Source organism: Prevotella pallens, assembly GCF_900454935.1.
GTDB classification, from domain to species: domain Bacteria; phylum Bacteroidota; class Bacteroidia; order Bacteroidales; family Bacteroidaceae; genus Prevotella; species Prevotella pallens.
Genome location: NZ_UGTP01000001.1, coordinates 1,385,898 through 1,405,337 on the forward strand (window position 1 = coordinate 1,385,898; position 19,440 = coordinate 1,405,337).

Annotated in this window: 16 protein-coding genes and 2 pseudogenes; 6 read left to right on the forward strand and 12 right to left on the reverse strand. The window is 35.3% G+C overall.

The annotated features are described in order from the left end of the window. Positions 1-115 precede the first annotated feature (115 nt). From DX009_RS05905 to ahpF, 4 genes are all read left to right on the forward strand, one after another. Entirely contained in the window at positions 116-1,042 is a 927-nt protein-coding gene (locus DX009_RS05905) for a hydrogen peroxide-inducible genes activator (RefSeq protein WP_115083340.1), read from the forward strand. Between the two features lie 294 nt (positions 1,043-1,336). After that, positions 1,337-2,644, forward strand: coding sequence for a phosphopyruvate hydratase (gene eno / locus DX009_RS05910; RefSeq protein ID WP_115083341.1), 1,308 nt, complete (start codon positions 1,337-1,339; stop codon positions 2,642-2,644). 373 nt (positions 2,645-3,017) lie between these two features. Next, the gene (gene ahpC / locus DX009_RS05915; protein ID WP_115083342.1) at positions 3,018-3,584 is read left to right on the forward strand and encodes an alkyl hydroperoxide reductase subunit C; all 567 of its coding nucleotides are present in this window, start codon (positions 3,018-3,020) and stop codon (positions 3,582-3,584) included. 362 nt (positions 3,585-3,946) lie between these two features. Continuing rightward, positions 3,947-5,506 (forward strand): alkyl hydroperoxide reductase subunit F, encoded by a 1,560-nt coding sequence (gene ahpF / locus DX009_RS05920; protein WP_115083343.1) that lies wholly within the window; start codon positions 3,947-3,949, stop codon positions 5,504-5,506. Positions 5,507-5,695: 189 nt separating this feature from the next. On the opposite strand, the gene DX009_RS05925 is transcribed toward ahpF, so the two are convergent. The 5 genes and pseudogenes from DX009_RS05925 to DX009_RS05945 all read right to left on the reverse strand — a co-directional run bounded on the left by DX009_RS05925 (position 5,696) and on the right by DX009_RS05945 (position 11,230). After that, positions 5,696-6,244 (reverse strand): 30S ribosomal protein S16, encoded by a 549-nt coding sequence (locus DX009_RS05925; RefSeq protein ID WP_115083344.1) that lies wholly within the window; start codon positions 6,242-6,244, stop codon positions 5,696-5,698. A gap of 169 nt (positions 6,245-6,413) precedes the next feature. Next, entirely contained in the window at positions 6,414-7,676 is a 1,263-nt protein-coding gene (locus tag DX009_RS05930; RefSeq protein WP_115083345.1) for a zinc ribbon domain-containing protein, read from the reverse strand. A gap of 71 nt (positions 7,677-7,747) precedes the next feature. After that, the gene (locus DX009_RS05935; protein ID WP_006044763.1) at positions 7,748-8,473 is read right to left on the reverse strand and encodes a glycoside hydrolase family 25 protein; all 726 of its coding nucleotides are present in this window, start codon (positions 8,471-8,473) and stop codon (positions 7,748-7,750) included. Positions 8,474-9,080: 607 nt separating this feature from the next. Next, a pseudogene (locus DX009_RS05940) lies at positions 9,081-10,256 on the reverse strand (IS5 family transposase); the annotation flags it as partial. 65 nt (positions 10,257-10,321) lie between these two features. Beyond that, the gene (locus tag DX009_RS05945) at positions 10,322-11,230 is read right to left on the reverse strand and encodes an IS256 family transposase, variant Zn-binding type (RefSeq protein ID WP_458693515.1); all 909 of its coding nucleotides are present in this window, start codon (positions 11,228-11,230) and stop codon (positions 10,322-10,324) included. Between the two features lie 343 nt (positions 11,231-11,573). On the opposite strand from DX009_RS05945, the pseudogene DX009_RS13875 reads away from it, so the two are divergent. Both DX009_RS13875 and DX009_RS05950 read left to right on the forward strand, forming a co-directional pair. After that, positions 11,574-11,621, forward strand: a pseudogene (locus DX009_RS13875) (hypothetical protein); the annotation flags it as partial. Between the two features lie 6 nt (positions 11,622-11,627). After that, a complete protein-coding gene (locus DX009_RS05950; protein WP_115083347.1) occupies positions 11,628-12,482 on the forward strand; it encodes an IS256 family transposase, variant Zn-binding type in 855 nt (284 codons plus the stop codon). Positions 12,483-12,656: 174 nt separating this feature from the next. On the opposite strand, the gene DX009_RS05955 is transcribed toward DX009_RS05950, so the two are convergent. The 7 genes from DX009_RS05955 to DX009_RS05985 form a co-directional block, all read right to left on the reverse strand. Then, positions 12,657-13,658, reverse strand: coding sequence for an MraY family glycosyltransferase (locus tag DX009_RS05955; RefSeq protein WP_181792317.1), 1,002 nt, complete (start codon positions 13,656-13,658; stop codon positions 12,657-12,659). Between the two features lie 6 nt (positions 13,659-13,664). Beyond that, positions 13,665-14,060, reverse strand: a complete 396-nt coding sequence (locus DX009_RS05960) for a WbuC family cupin fold metalloprotein (RefSeq protein ID WP_115083348.1) — start codon at positions 14,058-14,060, stop codon at positions 13,665-13,667. Positions 14,061-14,063: 3 nt separating this feature from the next. Beyond that, on the reverse strand, positions 14,064-15,002 hold the full coding sequence (locus DX009_RS05965) for an NAD-dependent epimerase/dehydratase family protein (protein ID WP_115083349.1): 939 nt from the start codon (positions 15,000-15,002) through the stop codon (positions 14,064-14,066). A 1-nt stretch (position 15,003) separates the two neighbouring features. Continuing rightward, positions 15,004-16,146: a glycosyltransferase family 4 protein gene (locus tag DX009_RS05970; protein ID WP_115083350.1), complete on the reverse strand. Its 1,143-nt coding sequence runs from the start codon at positions 16,144-16,146 to the stop codon at positions 15,004-15,006. Continuing rightward, positions 16,136-17,233 (reverse strand): glycosyltransferase, encoded by a 1,098-nt coding sequence (locus DX009_RS05975; RefSeq protein WP_115083351.1) that lies wholly within the window; start codon positions 17,231-17,233, stop codon positions 16,136-16,138. Before DX009_RS05975 ends, DX009_RS05970 begins: the two co-directional genes overlap by 11 nt. A gap of 4 nt (positions 17,234-17,237) precedes the next feature. After that, positions 17,238-18,164, reverse strand: coding sequence for a glucosamine inositolphosphorylceramide transferase family protein (locus tag DX009_RS05980; protein ID WP_115083352.1), 927 nt, complete (start codon positions 18,162-18,164; stop codon positions 17,238-17,240). Between the two features lie 392 nt (positions 18,165-18,556). Continuing rightward, entirely contained in the window at positions 18,557-19,435 is an 879-nt protein-coding gene (locus tag DX009_RS05985) for a glycosyltransferase family 2 protein (protein ID WP_115083353.1), read from the reverse strand. Between the last annotated feature and the right edge of the window lie 5 nt (positions 19,436-19,440).

Here is a 19,440-nt window from a genome sequence, read left to right on the forward strand (position 1 = left end):
TTACTAAATAAAATATGAAAAACATTCTATATTTGCTATTTACACTAAAGGTCGTCAAAAAAATATAGTACCTTTGTAACACTAACAATATTAAGCTCACAAAACATAAACATATATGACACTTCAACAATTAGAATACGTAATGGCAGTTTATCGTTGTAAACACTTTGCGAAAGCAGCCGACTATTGCAATGTTACCCAACCCACTCTAAGTTCGATGATTCAGAAGTTAGAAGAAGAGTTAGGCGTAAAAATATTCGACAGACGTAAACAACCCATTAAGCCTACTGTTGAAGGAATGCTCATCATAGAGCGAGCTTGGAATATTCTCGTGCGAGCAAAGCAACTGAAGGAAGTTATTGAAGAAGAACGACAAACTCTTTCAGGTACCTTCCACATTGCTGTACTACCTACCATAGCACCTTATCTTATTCCACGTTTTCTTCCACAACTAATGAATGACTATCCACAGTTAGATATTAGGGTTAGCGAAATGAAGACAGAAGATATACATAGATCTCTTAAACATGGCGATATAGATGCAGGCATTGTGGCAGAAGTCGAAGGTCAAGACGATTTTAACAGACAACATTTATACTACGAGAAGTTCTTTGTTTATGTTTCAAAAGGCGACCCATTATTTAAAAATAAAGCAATACGTACATCTGATCTTACTGGTGAATTTCTTTGGCTACTCGATGAAGGACACTGCTTCCGCGAACAACTTGTGAAATTCTGTCACTTAAAGTCGGCAGCAAAAAGCAAAAAAGCATATAATCTTGGAAGCATAGAAACCTTTATGCGTATTGTAGAAAGTGGCAAAGGCGTAACCTTTATTCCTGAACTTGCAATAAAACAACTTACAGACGGACAGAAAGATTTAGTACGTACTTTCGCCCACCCTATTCCAACTCGCAACATCATACTGCTAACACAAAAAAGCTTTATACGAAACTCGATAAAACAACTTATTATTGACAAAATCCGTGCTTCTGTTCCAGCAGAGATGCAACAAATCAATAGAACTCAACAAGCATTATAAACTTCACAAGATATATCAAATGTCATTACAAAGTTGCATAAAAAAACTCTAAAATACGCTGTAAAAGCAGTAATAAAGCACATTAACGAAATAGAAACATTGCACACGTGTTATTTTGTGTAAAATGTTTGTCCCTGTCATTTCTTTTTTATACTTTTGAAGTCGCAAAGATAACATTACTCTAAAGAAGGATAACAAACTGCACGCTATATATAAAGCAAGCTTAATACCCTTCTAACAGTAGAAAATAAAAGTAAAGAATATTTTTAACAATACATTTACAAAGGTAAAATTATGAAGATTGAAAAAGTACACGCTCGTGAGATTATAGACTCACGTGGCAATCCCACAGTTGAAGTTGAAGTAACACTCGAGAATGGTATAAAAGGTCGCGCTAGTGTACCATCAGGTGCATCTACTGGTGAAAATGAAGCATTGGAACTTCGCGATGATGACAAAAAACGTTTCGGTGGTAAAGGTGTTCTGAAAGCAGTAGAAAATGTAAACGATAAGATTGCTCCTAAATTGAAAGGTTTCCGCATCACAGACCAACGCGCAATTGACTATGCTATGTTGGCTCTTGACGGAACTCCAACTAAGAGCAACCTTGGTGCAAATGCTATTTTAGGTGTTTCTTTAGCAGTAGCTCACACTGCAGCCAAAGCATTAGGATTACCTTTGTATCGTTATATCGGTGGTGCTAACGCTTACGTTCTACCTGTCCCTATGATGAACATTATCAATGGTGGTGCACACTCTGATGCTCCTATAGCATTCCAAGAGTTTATGATTCGCCCAGTTGGCGCAGATAATATTCGTGAAGCTTTGCGTATGGGTGCCGAAATCTTCCATACATTGCAGAAAAACTTAAAGAAACGTGGTCTTTCAACAGCTGTTGGTGATGAAGGTGGGTTCGCACCTAAGTTCGAAGGTATTAAAGATGCACTCGATTCTATTATGCAAGCAATAACAGATGCTGGCTACGAACCTGGCAAAGACGTAAAGATTGCTATGGACTGTGCTGCTTCTGAATTTGCTACATTGGAAGATGGTAAGTGGTACTACGATTACAGCAAACTTAAGAATGGTATGCCTAAAGATCCTAACGGCAAGAAACTTACTGCGGACGAACAAATTGCATACTTGGAAGAACTTATCACAGAATATCCTATCGACTCTATCGAAGATGGTCTCGATGAAAATGACTGGGATAATTGGGTTAAACTTACTAAAAAAATTGGCGACCGTTGCCAATTAGTAGGCGATGACTTGTTTGTTACCAATGTTAAGTTCCTAGAAAAGGGTATCAAGATGGGTGCAGCAAACTCTATTCTTATCAAAGTAAACCAAATTGGTTCTTTAACAGAAACTCTCGAAGCTATAGAGATGGCTCATCGTGCTGGTTATACAACAGTAACTTCTCACCGCTCTGGCGAAACTGAAGATACAACTATTGCTGATATCGCTGTTGCTACAAACTCTGGACAGATTAAGACAGGTTCAATGTCTCGTACTGATCGTATGGCTAAGTACAATCAACTTATCCGCATTGACGAAGAGCTCGATTGCACTGCACGTTACGGTTACAAGAAAATCAAGTAAATTCTTTTTTCATTATAATAATAAGGAGACAGCCTGCTTGTTCTGTCTCCTTATTTTTGTTATATAGAAGTAAGGAAATATCAGAATAATTAAAGTTTCTTTTGATAGATTGGGAAGGATATACTAATGAAAAATATAAAAAACACTGTACATTGGAAAGAAAAACAATACATAAAAATTTCCTTCTCGAAAATAAAATCCTGATTACTAATAACTTAAATTAGTTTATTGATATTCTCAATTGTATGATAGATATTTTCTGTTGGTTACTTTATTGTTTAATACTAACTTTGCAGCGTAAACAAATTAATAATAATATTAATCGGTATCCAACGATATAAATCAGAGGAACCTAAAACAGAATAATAAAAATATGGAGACAATTATCAATGCAATGGCTCCTGAATTTAAAGTTCAGGCTTTCCAAAATGGAGAATTCAAAACAGTATCAAACGAAGATATTAAAGGCAAGTGGGCTATTTTCTTCTTCTATCCAGCAGACTTCACATTCGTGTGTCCTACCGAACTTGTAGACCTTGCAGATAAATACGAAGAATTAAAAAAAATGGGTGTTGAGGTTTTCTCAGTAAGTTGCGATACTCATTTTGTACACAAAGCATGGGCAGATGCTTCTGACAGTATCAAAAAGATTAAATACACTATGCTTGCAGACCCACTCGCAGTGCTAGCAAAAGGGTTCGGTGTTTATAAGGAAGATGAAGGCTTAGCATATCGTGGTACATTCCTCGTAGATCCAGAAGGTAAAATTAAATTGGCTGAGATTCAAGATAACTCTATCGGTCGTAATGCTGACGAGCTTGTTCGTAAAGTAAAAGCAGCACAATTTGTAGCCTCTCACCCTGGTGAAGTTTGCCCTGCAAAATGGAAAGAAGGTTCTGAGACCCTAAAACCAAGTATCGATCTTGTAGGTAAAATATAAGTAACACCACAGTAAAAGCCTTTTTCACTATACATAACATTATGATTTATCTCTCACTCTCCTATCAAACCTCTTTTTAATAAAAGGTAAGATAGGAAAGTAAGAGACTTTTTTTTAGCCACCTATAAAGCTTTTATAAAATCTCTCATTAATTCTTTCTATACCTTTTATAGTGGACAAATTATTGCATTATATAACAAGAATATAGTAGGTTACAGGATTAGAGGTTAATAAAATGTCAATAGGAACACAGGAAGCAATAGAGAGTAATAGTATATAAAAAGATAATGACTCTTAGGGTCTAATAATATTAAAGATTGCAGCTCTATACGAAACAAAACGAATTCATAAGAAATAGAACTATGTTAGATAATAATATATTAAACCAAGTAAAAAGTATATTTGCATCGCTAAAATCGCAAATCACATTTGAAGTTATAGGTAATAAGAATGATGAAAAGAAAGATGAACAACTGGATTTTCTCAACAATATAGCTTCAACATCAGAAAAGTTATCTGTTAGTTTCACTGAAAAAGACAATACACAACTTTATTTTAGACTAGTAAAAGATGGTAACAATACTGGGATTTCTTTCCGTGGTCTACCAAATGGACACGAATTTTCTTCGTTTCTTCTAGCTATTCTCAACACAGATGGACAAGGCAAAAACTTCCCTGACGAAATAATACAACGCAGAATTAAGTTATTAAAGGGAAAAATAACACTGAAAACATACGTATCACTCACTTGCACTAACTGTCCTGACGTGGTTCAAGCACTCAACCTTATGGCACTTATCAATCCGAATATTACACATGAAATGGTTGATGGTGGCATTTATCAACAAGAAATAAACAACTTAAACATACAAGGAGTTCCTGCAGTGTATTGTAATGATGAGGCATTACACATAGGAAGAGGTGATCTCAGTATACTTTTACAAGAGTTGGAGGATATGGTAGGTAGCGAAGTTCCAGAAAACGAAGAAACTATAGAGTACGAATACGATGTAATTGTTATAGGTGGTGGCCCTGCTGGTGCATCGGCAGCTATATATTCTGCACGAAAAGGATTAAAAGTTGGATTGGTTGCAGAACGTATTGGCGGACAAGTAAATGATACCACAGACATTCAGAATCTTATTTCAGTACCTAATACAAATGGGACAAAGCTAGCTAATGACTTAAAAGTGCATCTCACAAACTATCCTATAGAGCTCTTCGAACATCGAAAGATAACAAAAGTAAATTTAAATGGGAAGATAAAAAGAATCAATGTGAAAGGCGGAGAAATATTCAAAGCTCCAGCTATAATTATTGCAACGGGGGCAAATTGGCGTAGACTAAATGTTGGAGATGAAGCAAAATATATAGGGCATGGTATTCATTTCTGCCAACACTGCGATGGACCTTTCTATAAAGGAAAAAATATTGCAGTGATTGGAGGTGGAAACTCTGGTTTGGAAGCGGCTATAGATCTTGCTGGTATTTGCAATAAAGTTACAGTGTTTGAGTTCAGCGATACTCTTCGTGCCGATACTGTGTTACAAGAAAAGGCTAAGCAACTAAAAAATATAAGTATCTTTACGAATGCACAGACAACCAATGTAAAAGGCGATGGTATAAAATTAACTGCACTAACAGTTAAAAATAGATTGACAGAAGAAGAGAAAGATTACGAATTTGATGGCGTCTTCGTGCAAATTGGTCTTGCTCCAAATAGTGAACTTTTCAAAAACGAGTTAGAACTGACATCACGTAACGAAATTAAGGTTGATGAATCTTGTCGCACTAATATTCCGGGTATCTATGCAGCGGGAGATGTTTCTACTGTGCCATATAAGCAAATAATAATTGCAATGGGCGAAGGTGCGAAAGCAGCATTATCAGCGTTTGATGATCGTTTGCGCGGAATTATATAATGAAAAGTTAGATAAAACTTGAACAATATAGGCAAAAGAGATGAACAACTCTCATTTTCCTATATTGTTATACAACTATAGTTCTATAAATTAAGGCTATATCTGTTTGATAACACTTATCGACTAGATACAAAAAAAAGACTGTAAATTCTTATATGAGATTTACAGTCTTTTAGTTGTGAACAAAGATTAAGCTTCTGCAGGAGTCTCTGTCTCTGTTGCCTCAGGCTGAGCTGCTTCTGCTTCTGCAGCTTTCGCAGCATCTTCAGCTGCCTTTGCTGCAGCTTTCTTCTCTGCTACCTTCTTTGCAATAGCTTCATTAGCCTTTTTCTCATCTTCGAGATTCTTTGCAGCACTTGCCTTCTTCTCATCAGCAGTCTTCTTTTCTAATGCTTCCTTAGAAGTATCTTTAACTTTCTTCCAAGCATCAAACTTCTGTTGACATACGGTTTCGTCAAATGCACCTTTCTTTACACCACCACGAAGATGTTTCATCATATAAACGCCTTCTGATTTCAGCAAGTTACGAACAGTATCGGTAGGTTGTGCACCTGTTTCTACCCAATACAGTGCGCGTTCGAAATTCAAATCTACTGTGGCTGGATTGGTATTTGGGTTGTAAGTTCCAATCTTTTCAGTAAATTTACCATCACGTGGTGCGCGAACGTCCGCAATTACAATTCTGTAAACGGCATAGCCTTTACGACCTCCGCGTTGCAATCTGATTTTTGTTGCCATAATTCTTTAATTTTATAATTAGGTTTGAATTTTATACTATTATCTCGTAATAGCGACTGCAAATTTACAGCTTTCTTTTTAAGTATACAAACTATCAAGCTATTATATTATTCTTTCACAGTCTATTTATTTTATTTCTTATTTCTCAGTCTATTCCTGCAACTTAATATTATCTTTGTAATATCCAGTTGATGGCAGTTATTTTTCCATTCTCTATTTGTGCTTTAATCGTATATTTGTTAGAACCCTTACCTCCTTCACGTACTATTTCTAAACGAGCAGGGATTGTTATCTTCTGCACTGTTGTTCCATCGTCAGACTTATCAGTCGTAGCATTTAAAACCGTGCCTAATTGCCATGTTATTTCCTTTACGTCTGCTTGATAAAGCTTTTCACGCATATATTTCGATACATCGGCTATTGTTGCCCCACCAGCACCAAGAAAATTAAATGAGCTTGCTGTTACTCCTTCTATTTTCGAGGTACTTTTGCTATTAAGTCCTTGCAGAAACTGACGTACAGCAGACACCGCAACTTTTTCTTCACTGGGAGTTGATGTATTATCTAGCATTATCTTCAACTTCTCATCTGCCTCCTTCACATGAATTCCTTTTGGATACTTCTCTCTATAGCCTAAATAGGCAGCCTCTGTATTCTGGTTTACAACTTCATTCCAATACAACTCTTCTACCCGCTTTAAAATTTCATTTTTATAGGAAGTATTAGGGTGAGTTTCAAGATATGCTTTATATGATGCAATTGTATTCTGTTGGATTACACGCCCCCACTCATCATTATTTTGTTGAGTTTGTTTCAATAAATCTCTAATACTATTAATATGTATTAGCGGAGCATTTGGATAATCTTCCAAATATTGTTCCATCACCTGACGATTGTTACTTTTTAATGCTATTTTATATTCCTCAGCTTCATGATTGTCATTACCTCGCTTATAGAAAAACAAGAGCACTGCACATATAACAAGCGCAATCAGTAAAGATACAAAAAGTGGAGTATGATTATTATTCTTTGATTCTGGTTTTACAATCATATCATCGGTAGATACTTCGGCATCACTAGATGGAGATTCTATAGTTAAAGTATCTTGCGTAGGTGTGCCATCTAAACGAGGTTCTTCTTCGATTGATTCAGCAGACACTACTAACTCAACTGACGATGGTTCTGCCTCAGAATAATCTCCATTATTCTGAGAGTCGTCCTTTACAGGTTCCGTCTTTACATCATCTTCGTTTACACTATTGTCTGTAGACGCCGAGTGATGACAATTGGGACAAACTGCATCTTCCTTTAAGTAAATTTCTCCACAGTAGGAACATTTTATAAGATGTCCTGCAATCTCTACTCCACAACTTGGACATATTGGAGCTTTATCGCTGACTTGATGTCCACATTCTGGACATTTTATTATCATTGCTACTTTTTAATTTTAAAGTTATGACTTTGATAGTAATCGAACATTATTTTTGCCGATTTATCCATTTACTAATAATAATGTATATTCGTCTTACGCCGTGGAAATCTAATTTCACGCATACTATGTCGCCCCATTAACCTACTTTTATCAACATAGCCTCGAACTCCATTAATATACCCCTTACCAGTATATTGCCATGCAAAAATATCACGACCGTCATTCAATACAGGCTCACGAGAAGTATACTGCGCAATAAACAGTTTATATCCGGTTAATGAACCCATAAGATGGCGATTATAGAAATTTGTATAAGTATAAACCAATGGGCGAACACCATATTCTTTTGTCATTAAATCTAAGAACTTCAGTAGACTATCTTGTAAAGCATAATCACTCAATCCACCAGTAGTCTCGATATCCACCATTGGTATTAAATCCTGATCTTGAGGTCTACATTGTGCACGAAAGTTTTGTAGCTGTTCCATTTGCGACACTTGTGGACGGTAGAAATGATAAGATCCAACATTCATTCCATTACGTTTGGCAGCTTGTATATTTTCATAATACCGTTGATCTATTAACGAGCTGCCTTCTGTCGCCTTCAAATATACATAATTCAATTTGTGATTACTATTCGTTGCTACAGTCTCCCACCATACATCTCCTTGATAATGACTCATATCTAAACCGTGGACATGATCGCACGTATCTTCACATTGTATGTTATATTGTGCCTTTATCCCTAAAAGCGAAAACATCCATAAAACAACAAATATATATATCTTTTTGCTCATAGTTGCAAAGTTACTATTTATAATTGATATGTAGAAATAGTACATCTTTTTATTAATCGTTTCCTTATATTTTTAGTATTCTTTTACACGTGCATATACCAAAACTGATATTGCATCTTACTACTCATAGCTTTTCTAAACGACTATAATTTACAAGAGAAAACAACGCTTATTAATCATATTTTAAGTTCATTTAAAATATAGAACGATAGAATCTTATATCTAATAATCAATAATTCTTGTTAGTTATATTCTTATTGTACTCCTATAGAAAATAAGTAGAGAAAATCACAAACAGAGTCTACGGATATTCTCTGATGTGTTGTAACCCCCCAGACATAAGTTACTCTTATTTCAGATATCTATCACACTTGTCTTAGATATCTATTACGCTCGTCTTAGATATCTACTATTTTTAGATTAGATATCATAACCTAACTGCAATATTTATGGTTCCAGATTATAAGACTTAAAAGATATTTTTTTTGTGATGAATAGTATGAATTTCTTTTTCGTATATTTAAAATTATGTGTTACTATAAGCTGTTGAGCAATAATATATTGTTTTAGACCCGACTATATAGTCATTCCCTAAAAACTATATATATCCTTTCACACCTTTATAAAAGTTGCGAGATAATCGGTGGTCTGCTTTAAGATGTCCTATTGTTGGTTCTATACCTGCTCGTTTACAAAATAGTTTGTGTTTCTTTTTCTTTTGGTAGTAGCTGTCTTTAGCTTTAGGAACGTCTGGAATGAGTATCTTTGTCTTCCCAATCTGCTTTATACCTCTATACCCTCTATCTCCTGCTAACTTATCAACCTTCCTTCCTGTCATCCTTTGGGTTTGTTACAACGTCTTTTTGGTAGTATGTCCATCATATTCATTCCTAAAAGAACATGCACCAAGAATAAGTCCTGACCATGAGCGAAGAATAGATACTTTATTACCAAACTCATATTGCTTATGCTCCTTACCTTTGCTGATACAAACTACATCTGGTTCGTGCAGAGAATATACTTTGTTCTTTGACTTCCTATTCTGAGAAAGAACTTTGTAATATAGCTCAAACATCTTCTCATATCCTTTCCTTCTCCCAAGATTACGCTCTAGCTCTCTTACCAATCTTCCTGCTATGGTTCTTAGTTGCCTATCTGCCTTAAGAGCTTTCTTACGATTCTTGGGATGATTACGAAAACGTTGGGAACGGTAAATCCCTTTCAACGTACGCGTATAACTTTGTCGCAGAGGAAGACACTTGTCATGAACTATCTTCAGAACGTTTTTGATTATCTTTTTATGCAACTTCGCATCTGTAGGATAGGTTATATTCTTCTCCTGCACGGTAGAATCAATGAAAGCCGTATCAAAATGATCTTCGTTATCATGGTCGGTATTAACGCGGATGCTTTCTGCTAATATTAATTCCATACCTTCCTCGCCTATACGATTTCTGAAGTGAACTAACTCGGAAGCGTCACAGGGTTGTTTGGGCATAAATTCAAGTCCACCACAGAAATATTGGTAGTAAGCATTCTCGCTCCATTGAGAAACCACCATTTCATCTGACACATTACGCAAATGTTTTAAGATTAAAAGACCACACATCAGGCGAATAGGATGAGCCGGGCGACCATTAGTGCTGCAATACAAAGGAGAAAAAGCATTTTCAAAACTCTCCCAATTAATCTTATTACTAAGTTGGAAAAGGGGATGTTCATGGCTAAGCATGTCCTCTAAAGAAGAGAACATAGAGAGCTGTTTGGATATACGTTTAAGCAGGCGTAATGGACATTTGGTAGGCTGAAAACCTCACGTGTTTTAGTAATGGACATTTGGTAGGCTGATCATTCCAGCCTACTTTTTGTATTTATGAATCCATCTATAAACTTCTTCTTGTTAGCTTCATTCAATCCATTATGATTATGTAGTGCCCTTTTAAGCTGTGAGTTAAATCCTTCCAATAGATTTGTTGTATTAGGAATTTGTAATTCTGTATAATCCTCATACGTATAGAGCCATTTAAGATGAGTCTTAACAGAACGTCTTGCAGTTCTCAGTCTTCTATGTGTATAGGTCGTCTTGCCAGAGATTAGAAGAGTTCGTTCGTCTAGAAACTCTTTCCATTGTTCACACCATTTCTCAAAAGCTGTTATAAACTCTTCTTTTCCCAAAGAGAACATACTTCTCATTAAAGTTAATAGTTCAACGCCTGCAGGTAAATGTGGATTGTTAGTAAGAAGCCTTCTAACTATCTGGAATTGGTGGAACTGACACATTTGTACGGGACAGAAACTTATAGCTTGTAAAAGTCCCATGTGTCCATCACATACCACTGCTTTTATTGTAGTTCCACGCTTCGCAATATACCGAAGTCCATCAAGATAATCCTTATTAGTTTCGTTCTTAACAAACTTGCGATAAAGTATTTTACCTGATGATGCGTCCTGGAAAAGCATCACGCCAAATGTCTTGGAAAAGTAAGTCGTATCTATTATTATTACTGCAGATTTGGGATAAGTAGCAGTAAAACTATCCACCACTAAACTTAACCTACGTCGTATGGTTCGTTCTGAGCATTTATAAAGAATGGATAGGTCTGAGATTGTTCTATTTGCAGCAAGATTGTCATTCCAGAGAGACACATTATTTATACGTAATCCACCTTGGAATTGCCTACCACAATCCCTGCAAAGATACATCTGAACATTACGTCGATGACCATTCTTTTTAACATTTGAGCTGTTGCAGAATATACAGTTTTTTATTCATAGGTTTTCAAATGCTGCAAAGGTAGTAAATAAAAGCGTTCCGTGAGCTTTCAGCCTACCAAATGTCCATTACGCCTTTAAGCATAAATATCTGCAAGAATTATAGTGTAAAGGTACAAAAACTTGCAGATATAAACAAATAATTTACAGGATAATGTACTATGAATCAGCAGAATATTAGGTTTATAAGGGAGGACTATGTAGAGGATAAGAAGGTAAGGTAAATCAGATATTACGGCGTAATGGACATTTGGTAGGCTGAAAGCTCACGGAACGCTTTTATTTACTACCTTTGCAGCATTTGAAAACCTATGAATAAAAAAACTGTATATTCTGCAACAGCTCAAATGTTAAAAAGAATGGGCATCGACGTTCTGTTCAGATGTATTCCTGCAAGGATTGTGGTAGACAATTTCAAGGTGGTCTGCGTATAAATAATATTTCTCTATGGAACGACTATCTGACGGCAAATCGAACGATATCTGATCTATCCACTCTTTATAAATGTTCAGAACGAACCATACGACGTAGGTTAAGTTTAGTGGTGGATAGTTTTACTGCTACTTACCCCAAATCTGCAGTAATAATAATAGATACGACTTACTTTTCCAAGACATTTGGCGTGATGCTTTTCCAGGACGCATCATCAGGTAAAATACTTTATCGCAAGTTTGTTAAGAACGAAACTAATAAGGATTATCTTGATGGACTTCGGTATATTGCGAAGCGTGGAACTACAATAAAAGCAGTGGTATGTGATGGACACATGGGACTTTTACAAGCTATAAGTTTCTGTCCCGTACAAATGTGTCAGTTCCACCAATTCCAGATAGTTAGAAGGCTTCTTACTAACAATCCACATTTACCTGCAGGCGTTGAACTATTAACTTTAATGAGAAGTATGTTCTCTTTGGGAAAAGAAGAGTTTATAACAGCTTTTGAGAAATGGTGTGAACAATGGAAAGAGTTTCTAGACGAACGAACTCTTCTAATCTCTGGCAAGACGACCTATACACATAGAAGACTGAGAACTGCAAGACGTTCTGTTAAGACTCATCTTAAATGGCTCTATACGTATGAGGATTATACAGAATTACAAATTCCTAATACAACAAATCTATTGGAAGGATTTAACTCACAGCTTAAAAGGGCACTACATAATCATAATGGATTGAATGAAGCTAACAAGAAGAAGTTTATAGATGGATTCATAAATACAAAAAGTAGGCTGGAATGATCAGCCTACCAAATGTCCATTACTAAAACACGTGAGGTTTTCAGCCTACCAAATGTCCATTACGCCGATATTACCATAATCTAATATATGGAGAAACACAACAAGGGCTGGCACCGAAGACATTAAGATCTACGACGTCAGCCCTTAATAAAATCTATATGGCTTAGCTCATCTCTAACGTTGATGCAACTTAAAGAACTTCCGCATAAACAGTATATATATAATAGATAATATTATAATCTGGCAAAAGAGTGTAAGATAACCTGGATACAGAATATACCAAATACAACATAATAATTGTACTGCCATATACACTGCAGAAACTATCACATGAGGAACTTTTAGCTCATTTGCCATAATCTGAAACAAATGCTTTCGATGAGGTTGAGAAATATTCTCATGCAACATTAACCGATGTAAAATAGTCAAACAACCATCAACACCATAAACTACGAGGAAAGACAGCCAGGAAAGGTTTCCGGTATTTACTACAATAAAACCAAGAGAAAACAGGATAATAAAGGCGATTGAAACGGAACCAACATCTCCTGCAAAGCACTTGGCTCTACTACGGAAATTAAAGAAACAAAATACAAGGGCAGCCGATAAAACTATCTTTAATAAAGATACAATGGTCTCAACTTCTGATGACTGACCCAACAAAGTTTCTTTATCTAAAATGAAAAGTATAGCTGAAAGAACTATTAATGAATATCCACCTGTTATTCCATTAATACCATCCATGAAATTAAAAACATTCATAGCTCCCGTACAAATCACCAAGCCCAAAACAAGAATAAGGACTATAGTAAAGAATCCACTACTGTTTATATCTATTATACTATTATTCCCAAGAATTAACTGGGATAATAACAGTAACATTCCTATAAACTGCAATGGTAAACGTAAACGTGCACTTAAAGAATGTATATCATCGACAAAACTAAGTATAGAGACCATACTAAGTCCTGTAAAGAAAAGCCAATACTCCGTCCCATAAAACAAGAACCATATAAAGGCGCTAATATAAAAGATAATACCACCTCCTCTAAGAGTAATAAACTTTGAAGAACCACGTTCTGATGGCTTATCTATAATATTAAAGTAATCAGCAACCTTAAAATATAAAACTTCAAGAATGAAAAGCGAAAGAAATATAATTGCTATCTGCAACATGCTTACTTATTTTAATATATCTTGTTCTGTTATAGGAGTATACGGACCATCCTTTGTTTCGAAGATTATAGTACCAGACTCTAAAACTTCCATAGAATGCCATACCCCAGCAGGGATATGAACACCATAACATCCATGAGATTGGTCGAGAACTTCCTCGTCAATAATTACTTTCTCTTCATTATAGAAAAATATCTTAAGCTTTCCACGCAGTAGTATATAAGTCTCTGCTGTATGTCTATGACGATGGATAGGGACAAAAGTTCCAGGTTCCAAAGCATTCAACATACGCTGACATGGAGCCTCTAAAGTTTCATGAAAATTATGATTCATCCGCAAGCGTTCTGACGACTTTGCTGCTACACTTACAGTATCTAACAAATTCTTATCTATGATTTCCATTTGCTATTTTTCCTTAAAACTATGTATCGTATAAGAAAGACCTTCACGAGCAGGAACAGGCATTCTGTCTATCTTTAACGCATTCTTAATCTTGCTATTATCAACAATATAGTTCTCTGTAAGCTTAGCCAAACGTTCCGTGGTTAGAGGTAAATGCAACTTGTCACCAATCTTAGCTAAAGATGACATAGCAGAACGTCCAAACTTCCAGATTCGTGTTGGACGACCTAAGTTGTCACAAATAATACTAATCAGCTCATTTGTAGACAGCACTTCATCATCAGCCAAATTATAAGTCCCACTATTTACATCAAAAGCCAAAAGCTGCCCCACTACAAAACAAACATTGCTTATGGAACAGAAAGAACGCTTATTCTCAAAGGCCCCTAATGGCCAAGGTAATCCTACATTTACAACTTTATATAGCAAATTCAAATTACCTTTATTACCAGGCCCATGCATCATACAAGGACGCAAAATATACACGTGACGAGAGTTCTTTTGATTCATGTCCCAATTACTCCATACCTCATTTATTTCCTTCTCTGCCTCTGCCTTACTTTCCCCATAAGGACCTTTAGGCGTCATCGGCATGTCCTCATTCAAAGCTTCACCATTTACTTGGTCAGCCGCAGCCTTGACAGAAGAGAAGAATATAAACTTTTCTATATTTGGATGATTGATGAAGTAATTAAAGACTTTCATCGTCAAATCAACATTAACTTTGAAATAAACACCAGCCTCTGTCTGATTCTTCGTATCATGTGCTTTACCAGCAAGATGAATTATAGCATCCACTTCTGGCAGTTTATTGCTTTCTAAATCTTCCCACAAGTAATCTCCCGAGCGGCCAAGCCCATAGATAACATGTCCCTTCTCTTTCAAGAAAGGTATAAGATTTTGTCCGACAAAGCCATGATAGCCGGTAATAAGTATTTTCATATCAATATAATTTTTCTATTTCTTTCCAAACAATATGATTCTCAAAGTTATCACGAACCCACTTGCGTGCCTTTATACCATCTATACTTGTTTCTCCATTGTGAATACAACGAATAGCTGCAGCCAACTCATCAACATCATGCCCTACAAACAATCCTGTCTCATTTTCAAGTATAGAATCACAGCACCCTGTAGCATGAGTCGTAATAACAGGGACCTTCATTGACTGAGCCTCCAAAACACCTGTAGGAAATCCCTCACGATAAGATGCAAGGACATAGACGTTCATCATTGCGTAAAAATATTCCATATCACAATTCTGAAAGTCAGTCCATATAATCTGAGTATCTTTCTTTATATCGTCTTGTACATCATCGGGAAGAGCATCACGAACCTCAAACATTCCAACAAGAAGAAGTTTATAGTGAGGGTTATCCTTCTTTACCGAACGAAATGCTCTTACCAATTCTATTATACCTTTGTCTTTCACTAAACGACCGGAATACCCTATCACCCAATCGTTAGTACCAATGCCCCACTTTCTTCTCATAGAAGATAGCTTAGCTGTATCTATATTATCTGGATTAAACTTCCCTTCGGTATCAATACCACAGCACGTCCCTTTATGAAGAATTAATTGTTTAGTAGCTGGTGCTAAATGATCCTCGACAGAGTGTTGTAAAACAGAAGGAGACACACATACTATCTTGGTCGCACAAAGAGATGCCAATCGATCTACACTTATAAGGATAAAACGTTTTAGTCCACGTGAAGTTTGATAGACAAGCCCATGACGAAAATAAATACGATTTGGCACCCTCATTAACCATCCGGATATCATCGACAACAAACCACCTTTAGGCGTGTGTCCAACAACTATCCCTATTTCCTTTTCTTTAATATATCGACAAATACCAACAATGGTCTTAAAATCTTGAAGAATATTAATAGATCTCAAAACAGGCATCACACGATAATCAAAACCGTTATCCTTGGCATAAACTTCCAAGTATTCTGACGCCGAACACACAACGTGGAAACGATACCCCTTCTCTTTAAAGTACTTAAATTGCCCTCCTATAAAATAAGGAAGTACAAAGTAAATATTTACAACATGGAGTATGCTTTTATTTTTATATTTCATTATATACCTTGTTATAACCAACAACCATCTTACTGATATCAAACTCTAAAGCTCTATTGTAACAGCGTTCAGCAATCTCGTTATAATAAGTCTCATCACTTGCTAATCGGTTGATTTCTTCAGCCAATGCCTTTGCATCCTCATGTGGAAAAAGAATACCATATCCTTTAGTAACCTCTTTCAAGCCATTAACATCAGAGGCTATAAAAGGTTTATGCGCACTCATACCCTCTACATTGCTAAGACTTAATCCTTCCCAATGAGATGACATCACAATAACATCTGCAGCTCTCAGAACATTTGGAATATCAGTACGTATGCCTAAAAATCTAACTCGCTCACTAACCCCAAGTGAATCTGCTAACTGCTTAACAATTTCTTGACGTATACCAACACCAGCAAACCAAACCTCAAAGTCACTGTTATTGAGTAATCCTAAAGCTTTAACAACCGTATCCTGATCTTTTGCATCTCGAAATCCAGCTACCATCAAGATTGCCTTTCTTTGTTCCTTTAATGACAACAAAGCATTATCTGGAGTTGCATCACTAATAGCCTTAACATCTACGCCATTATTAATCGTTGAGATTTGCTTATATTGAGGATTAGTCTTATCTAACCAGACTCCTCCCATATACTCTCGCAATTTATCTTCGGCAATCTGACTTATACAAATCACATGATTATATTGCCCATACATCCAACTCTCAATAGGTGCATACCATTTCCAATCACGCTTACGATTAGAAGTTGTATGTTCTGTAGAAACCAGCTTTTGCGAACAAAATAAGTTGGTAATAGCAACAAATAGTTGTGGTGAAGAATTATGCGTATGAACAATATCATAATTCTTCATTATCTTTATTAGCTTTAATATATAGAGAGGATTATAAACCTCATTTCCTAACGCATATATCTTTGTCTGTGGACTCTCTTTTCTTAATCGCTGAGTCAATGGTGTTTCTTTTCCATTAAAGATACATAAATCCACAGTATTCCCCAAAGCCTGCAACCTTGGTATCAAATTAACCACCAAAGTCTCAGCCCCACCCATATCCAAAGATGTAATGACTTGAAGTATCCTCATTATTTTATATTAAATTAAATCGCTTTAATATCTTACGTATCCACATTCTATCAAATCCTAAAGTATCTGTAACTATAATATTCTTATAAGAGTTAAACGTATGACTCCCGACATTCAAAGTAGGATGTGTAGAATAAATCCTTCTAAGCTCTTTGAAACTGAAATTTTTTATATTTGTTTCTTGTAATGTGACTGCGTGCCCATACTGCAAATTACATTCTTGTGTCGGGCGTATAAGCTTATTATTATAATAAAAAAAAGCTCCAGACATACGAGCAACATTTTCCTTAAAGGATAATGATTTCAAGAAAACAAACTTTTTTTCTTCAGAAAGCCATTTATATATATGTAGAATATTTCCATTAGGATTCTCTCTCGGAGTACAGAATAAAAAAGTTTGATTATCAATAAAGAAAGGAACAGCATCCTCAACACCTTCATCCAATACATTGTATAAGAATGCGATTTTATTTGATAGTGGGAAATATCTATATATGCTTAAATGTCCACTTTCCCCATTTTCAGGTAAGATATATACATAAGGCTCATTAAAGGAATTTACATGAGTATCTATATCTCTAATAAAAAAAGACAAAGGGTCTTCTTGCCTTATGATAAAAGGAAAAGAAAGGTGTGTTGTTAAATCAAGGATAACATCACAACTCTGCAAGTCGTTTGAAGCTCTATCTATTGTTAGCTTAGAAATTCTCCCTTTATTTGCTGGCTTAAAAAATTCTTCTACTAAAAGTTCTATTTTCTTTTCAGTTACATCCAAAATAAATGGATCCGCAAACCATGAATTTTTATAATTATGTTTAATCCAATTCACTTTTAAAGGGGAATTATTCAATATGTCTTCTATAGAATTCTGAATAAAACCAACATTCCAACGTTCTTCTGTTAGTTTCTTAATTTTCTTTTTTAGAAACATAATATACATATCTAATGATTGAACAAAACGTTAATATTCATCTTACAATATATGAAGATAGTTAGTTACAGTTTACTTCTTCATTTTACATAACTTACATAACGTTAAGATTATCTTTTATACTATCATTGCAAAGCAATAAAAAACCAAGTAATATTCGTAACTATTCAGCGATAAGGTGTATAAACTATTATTGATTATCAATAAGTTACATAAATGGATACATGCAAATTCTAATAAAGAATGTCATTTCGAGCCTTTTTTGCCACAATGTTACGTTTATAAGTTCTTGATATTCAACGTTCATTATCGCTGAATAGTTACTAATATTCATTCATATTTTAATTAAATAAAAAAATATTTTCCATACTATTCATCTATCCTTATCAGTATTATTTATCTAAAAGATAGACATCCTTTATATGCATTCCCCAACCTATTAGTGACGCAACATTCCATATACCTCTTATTTTCGGAAAAGAACCTTTACCATAATAACAGAATCTAAATCGCCAATAATTTATTGCGGCCTTTAATTTATAAATATATGGGATATCGTTTTGTAAAATCTCTGCATAACACATCATAGAGGCAATAGGGCTTTGCATACGTATCTTTACTATTTTAGATGTTAGACCTCCCTCTAAATAATCACGCAAATAAATAACATCATTAATAAAAAGTAACTTGAACTTTTTTGCTATTCTATTTAAGACTAAATCTTCTGGGCAAAATCTCTCATTTTTAATTTCTGGGAAAGGGAACATTTGTAAAATTCTTGTTTTGAAGACTTCACAAAGATCCCCTTTAAAACCATATTTATAGCGCATCTCAATAGAACTAAGGGGTTCTGCTTTTGTAATATTTCGACTCCCGATTACAGTCCCATCATGATGTGCCATTAAGCCACAAATACCGCCAATGGAATGATCGTCTTTTATCTTTAAATATTCCTCATTTATCAAAAATAAAGAATTGCAAGGAAGACTATCATCACTGTCTGCTATTAAAATAAGTTCACCTTTCGCTTCTTGCACTCCCCTATTTATAGCAGTATGTTTTCCCCCATTTTGTTTATAGAAATACCGAATAGGAAACTTATCCTTATTCTTTTCTATTATTGCTTCTATAACCTTTTTAGTATAGTCTGTACTCCCATCATCAACAATAAGCCATTCAAAATTATTAGTAGTTTGTTCTTGAAGACTTTCATACAATCTTGGAAGAAGATCTGCCCTGTTATAAGTTGGTGTAAATACGGTTATCAACATTTCCT

Bases quoted from the DNA above. Each gene is read 5' to 3' on its own strand.
- DX009_RS05980 (WP_115083352.1), bottom strand. From the start codon at position 18,164: ATGTTTCTAAAAAAGAAAATTAAGAAACTAACAGAAGAACGTTGGAAT.
- DX009_RS05975 (WP_115083351.1), bottom strand. From the start codon at position 17,233: ATGAGGATACTTCAAGTCATTACATCTTTGGATATGGGTGGGGCTGAG.
- eno (WP_115083341.1), top strand. From the start codon at position 1,337: ATGAAGATTGAAAAAGTACACGCTCGTGAGATTATAGACTCACGTGGC.
- DX009_RS05955 (WP_181792317.1), bottom strand. From the start codon at position 13,658: ATGTTGCAGATAGCAATTATATTTCTTTCGCTTTTCATTCTTGAAGTT.
- DX009_RS05960 (WP_115083348.1), bottom strand. From the start codon at position 14,060: ATGGAAATCATAGATAAGAATTTGTTAGATACTGTAAGTGTAGCAGCA.
- ahpC (WP_115083342.1), top strand. From the start codon at position 3,018: ATGGAGACAATTATCAATGCAATGGCTCCTGAATTTAAAGTTCAGGCT.
- ahpF (WP_115083343.1), top strand. From the start codon at position 3,947: ATGTTAGATAATAATATATTAAACCAAGTAAAAAGTATATTTGCATCG.
- DX009_RS05985 (WP_115083353.1), bottom strand. From the start codon at position 19,435: ATGTTGATAACCGTATTTACACCAACTTATAACAGGGCAGATCTTCTT.
- DX009_RS05965 (WP_115083349.1), bottom strand. From the start codon at position 15,002: ATGAAAATACTTATTACCGGCTATCATGGCTTTGTCGGACAAAATCTT.
- DX009_RS05970 (WP_115083350.1), bottom strand. From the start codon at position 16,146: ATGAAATATAAAAATAAAAGCATACTCCATGTTGTAAATATTTACTTT.
- DX009_RS05905 (WP_115083340.1), top strand. From the start codon at position 116: ATGACACTTCAACAATTAGAATACGTAATGGCAGTTTATCGTTGTAAA.
- DX009_RS05950 (WP_115083347.1), top strand. From the start codon at position 11,628: ATGTATTCCTGCAAGGATTGTGGTAGACAATTTCAAGGTGGTCTGCGT.
- DX009_RS05930 (WP_115083345.1), bottom strand. From the start codon at position 7,676: ATGATAATAAAATGTCCAGAATGTGGACATCAAGTCAGCGATAAAGCT.
- DX009_RS05925 (WP_115083344.1), bottom strand. From the start codon at position 6,244: ATGGCAACAAAAATCAGATTGCAACGCGGAGGTCGTAAAGGCTATGCC.
- DX009_RS05935 (WP_006044763.1), bottom strand. From the start codon at position 8,473: ATGAGCAAAAAGATATATATATTTGTTGTTTTATGGATGTTTTCGCTT.